We start from the raw sequence: 4,650 nt of genomic DNA on the forward strand, positions 1-4,650 counted from the left end.
ATCCTGGGGTGGAAGGAGTACGAGCTGGAGCTGATGCGGGACAAGCACGACAATGTCGTGGTCGTGTGCTCGATTGAGAACTTCGACCCGATGGGCGTGCACACGGGTGACTCGATCACCGTCGCCCCGGCGATGACGCTGACGGACCGCGAGTACCAGATCCTGCGGGATGTCGGTATCGCGATCATCCGCGAGGTCGGTGTCGACACCGGTGGCTGCAACATCCAGTTCGCGGTCAACCCTGTCGATGGCCGGGTCATCGTCATCGAGATGAACCCCCGCGTCTCGCGCTCCTCCGCCCTCGCCTCGAAGGCGACGGGTTTCCCGATCGCGAAGATCGCAGCGAAGCTGGCGGTGGGCTACACGCTGGATGAGATCCCGAACGACATCACGGAGAAGACCCCGGCGTCGTTCGAGCCGACGCTCGACTACGTCGTCGTCAAGGCACCGCGCTTCGCGTTCGAGAAGTTCCCGTCGGCTGACTCGACGCTGACGACCACGATGAAGTCGGTCGGCGAGGCCATGGCCATTGGCCGTAACTTCACCGAGGCGCTGCAAAAGGCGCTGCGGTCGCTGGAGAAGAAAGGCAGCCAGTTCACGTTCACCGGCCCGGTCGGTGACAAGGCGGAGCTGCTGCGTGAGGCGGTCCGCCCGACGGACGGCCGGATCAACACGGTCATGCAGGCCATCCGCGCCGGTGCCACCCCGGAGGAGGTCTTCGACGCGACGAAGATCGACCCGTGGTTCGTCGACCAGCTCTTCCTGATCCACGAGGTGGCCGAGGAACTGGCGGCTGCCGGCGAGCTCACTCCGCCCCTGCTGGCACATGCGAAGCGCCACGGCTTCTCCGACCTTCAGATCGCCGAGATCCGGGGCTTGCGTGAGGATGTGGTCCGCGAGGTCCGCCACGCCCTCGGCGTCCGCCCGGTCTACAAGACCGTCGACACCTGCGCCGCGGAGTTCGCGGCGAAGACGCCGTACTTCTACTCCTCCTACGACGAGGAGAGCGAGGTCGCGCCGCGCGAGAAGCCCGCCGTGATCATCCTGGGCTCCGGCCCGAACCGCATCGGGCAGGGCATCGAGTTCGACTACTCCTGCGTCCACGCCTCCTTCGCACTGTCCGAGGCGGGGTTTGAGACCGTGATGGTCAACTGCAACCCCGAGACCGTCTCGACCGACTACGACACCTCCGACCGCCTGTACTTCGAGCCGCTCACGCTCGAAGACGTACTGGAGATCGTCCACGCCGAGACCCTCGCCGGCCCGATCGCCGGTGTCGTGGTCCAGCTCGGCGGACAGACCCCGCTGGGCCTGGCTCAGGCGCTGAAGGACAACGGCGTGCCGGTCGTCGGCACCTCCCCGGAGGCCATCCACGCCGCCGAGGACCGCGGCGCCTTCGGCCGCGTCCTGGACGAGGCAGGGCTGCCCGCGCCCAAGCACGGCACTGCCACCACCTTCGCCGAGGCCAAGGCCATCGCCGACGAGATCGGCTACCCCGTGCTCGTACGCCCGTCGTACGTGCTCGGCGGCCGCGGCATGCAGATCGTCTACGACGAGCCGTCGTTGGCCACCTACCTGGAGCAGCACGCCGGGCTGATCGCCGACCACCCGGTGTTGATCGACCGGTTCCTGGACGATGCGATCGAGATCGATGTCGACGCCCTCTACGACGGCACCGAGCTCTACCTCGGCGGCGTGATGGAGCACATCGAGGAAGCCGGCATCCACTCCGGCGACTCCGCCTGCGCCCTGCCCCCCATCACCCTGGGCGGGCACGACATCAAGCGCCTGCGTGCCTCCACCGAGGCCATCGCGCGCGGCGTCGGCGTACGCGGCCTGATCAACATCCAGTTCGCGATGGCCGGCGACATCCTCTACGTCCTGGAAGCCAACCCCCGCGCCTCCCGCACCGTGCCCTTCACCTCCAAGGCGACCGCGGTGCCTTTGGCGAAGGCCGCCGCCCGCATCTCCCTCGGAGCGACGATCGCGGAGCTGCGCGCGGAGGGCCTGCTGCCGAAGACCGGCGATGGCGGCACTCTGCCGCTGGATGCGCCGATCTCCGTCAAGGAGGCCGTGATGCCCTGGTCGCGCTTCCGCGACGTCCAGGGCCGCGGCGTGGACACCGTCCTCGGCCCGGAGATGCGCTCCACCGGCGAGGTCATGGGCATCGACGCCGTCTTCGGCACCGCGTACGCCAAGTCCCAGGCCGGCGCCTACGGCCCGCTTCCCACCAAGGGGCGGGCGTTCATCTCGGTCGCCAACCGCGACAAGCGGTCGATGATCTTCCCGGCGCGCGAGCTCGTCGCCCACGGTTTCGAGCTGCTGGCCACCTCCGGTACCGCCGAGGTCCTCAAGCGCAACGGCATCAACGCCACCGTCGTGCGCAAGCAGTCCGAAGGTGAAGGCCCCGGCGGGGAGAAGACCATCGTCCGCCTCATCCACGACGGCGAGGTCGACCTGATCGTCAACACCCCCTACGGCACCGGCGGCCGCCTCGACGGCTACGAGATCCGCACCGCCGCCGTCGCCCGCGGCGTCCCGTGCCTGACCACGGTCCAGGCACTCGCCGCCGCCGTCCAGGGCATCGCCGCGTTCCGGAGCCTCCCCGGAGAGGTCCGTTCGCTGCAGGAGCACCATCGCGTCGTCCGCCGGGACCAGGTCCCCGACGCCGCGCGGTACGCGAACCTCCAGGTACTGCCGCCGCAGGCGGAGGACAGCGCCCTGGCCGAGCTGGAGACGGCTCTGGACCTCGCCTCGCTGCCGCAGTTCCGCGAAGAGGCAGCGCTCGGCGCGCGATGAGTCGCCGCCTCAGCGCTCCGACCGCCCTCCGTCTGCCGCGTCTCCCCGGGAATCGCCTGCCATGAACACGTACGTCGTCACCAGTGCTCCGCCGAGCCCCGACACCGACCCGCACCTCGGCCTGCTCGCGGGCTCCTTCCTCGGCGCCGATGTGCTCAGCCGCCATCTACGCCAGCGGGGCCACCACGTGCGATACGTCGGCTACTGCGACGAGCACTCCACCCGGGTGGCGTCCCGCGCCGCCGAGTCCGGCGTCACACCGCACGCCCTCGCCAGGGTCGTCGGCGACCGGATGGGGGACGCCCTCGCGCTGGGCGCGATGCGCCCCGACTGGTTCACCCGACCGCTCACCGACACCGCGCACGCCCACGCGGTACGCCGCTTCTTCATCGGACTGTGGGAGGCGGGCGCTTTGGAGGTGCGGGAGCTTCCGGTCTTCCGCTGCGCTCCCTGCGGCGGCCGGTATCTGCACGAGGCCGATGTGCGCGGCAGATGCGGGCATTGCGCGGCACCCGCCGACGGCGGGTACTGCGGGACCTGCGGGCTCCCGCAGGACCCGGTGCGGCTCGCCGACCCGCGGTGCGCCGACTGCGGGGCGGTGCCCGACACCGTCCCCCAGCGCCGGATCGCCTTCCCGCTGGAGCGCTACCGCGAGCAGCTCGCCGCGTACCACGACAAGGCGCGGGGCGAGGCCGAGTGGCGGCCCCGGGCCCGCACCTTCGTGGACCGGCTGCTCGCCGACGAGCTGCCCGCCGTCCCGGTCAGCCGGAAGGCGGGCCACGGCATCCCGGTGCCGCTGCCCGGCTGGGAGGAGCACGTCCTCGACACGGGGTTCAGCGGCATCTGGGGGCTCGTCGCGGCCACCGAGCGGCTGGCGGAGGCGTACGGCGAGCGGATCGCGGCGTACGGCGAGAGGGCCGGGGCGCACGGCGAGGGGGCCGGGGCGTACGGCGGCGACCAGGCCGGCGGGGCGCCGCAGCTGTGGTCCGACCCGGAGACCCGGGTCGTCGCCTTCACCGGTGTCGACCAGCTCTTCCTCCACACCGTGCTGTGGCCCGCACTGCTTCTCGCCGAGGGCACGCTGGACCTGCCCGGCCAGGTGGTGGTCAGCGAGGCCGTCCAGCCGAGGGGCACGGAGTCGGGTGCCGTGTGGGGCGGCGAGTTCCTGCGCCGGACGAACGCCGACGCCCTGCGCTTCCACCTCTGCCTCACCGCCGCCGAGCGGGCGGAGGGCGAGTTCTCACTGGGCGAGTACGCCGACACCGTCGCCACCGTGCTGGCCGGCGGGCTGGAGACGTGGACCGACACCGTACTGGACCTGCTCGCCGAGGACTTCGGCAGCGCCGTCCCCGAGACCGCGCCGGCCGGCCCGATGGCCGCCGAGAGGCGTGACCTGACCCGGCGGACCGCGGACGCGCTCGGAGCCGAGGCGTACTCGCCGCTGCGCGCCGCGGAGGCCCTGGCGACCGCCGTGGAGAGGGCGGTGGTCGACGTACACCGGCTGCGGATGCTCCGTGACGCCGGGTCCGGGCAGGGGCAGGAGTACGCGCCGGGGCTGGCCGCCCACGTCGAGCTGCTAGCCGCGTTCACGGTGGCGGCGGCGCCGCTGATGCCCGGCTGGTCCGCGTTCCTCGCCGGGGAGTTGGGCATCGCCGTGGACCAGGAGTCCCGGCTGCCGGTCTGGGCCGACGAGGACGAGCGCCTCGTCCCGGCCGGGACGGTCCTGCCGGACGCGGTGCCGGTGTACTTCCACGAGCAGTGACGAGGACGGGCCGCGTGGTCGGCCCACTTCGCGGCGCACACCGGCGCGCGCGTCGAGGAACCGGCCCAGCGGATCCTCCCCGGCCGAGG

Annotated in this window: 2 protein-coding genes; both read left to right on the forward strand. The window is 71.7% G+C overall.

The annotated features are described in order from the left end of the window. The first annotated feature begins 3 nt into the window (after positions 1–3). Positions 4–2,799, forward strand: a complete 2,796-nt coding sequence (carB, locus tag ABZX67_RS33100; protein ID WP_355368454.1) for a carbamoyl-phosphate synthase large subunit — start codon at positions 4–6, stop codon at positions 2,797–2,799. Between the two features lie 61 nt (positions 2,800–2,860). After that, positions 2,861–4,561 (forward strand): class I tRNA ligase family protein, encoded by a 1,701-nt coding sequence (locus ABZX67_RS33105; RefSeq protein WP_355368451.1) that lies wholly within the window; start codon positions 2,861–2,863, stop codon positions 4,559–4,561. Positions 4,562–4,650: the final 89 nt, after the last annotated feature.

This window comes from Streptomyces sp. NPDC003036 (assembly GCF_040611175.1).
In the GTDB taxonomy this organism is placed as follows: domain Bacteria; phylum Actinomycetota; class Actinomycetes; order Streptomycetales; family Streptomycetaceae; genus Streptomyces.

Excerpts from the sequence above, each read along its gene's own strand:
- ABZX67_RS33105 (WP_355368451.1), top strand. The coding sequence starts at position 2,861 with ATGAACACGTACGTCGTCACCAGTGCTCCGCCGAGCCCCGACACCGAC.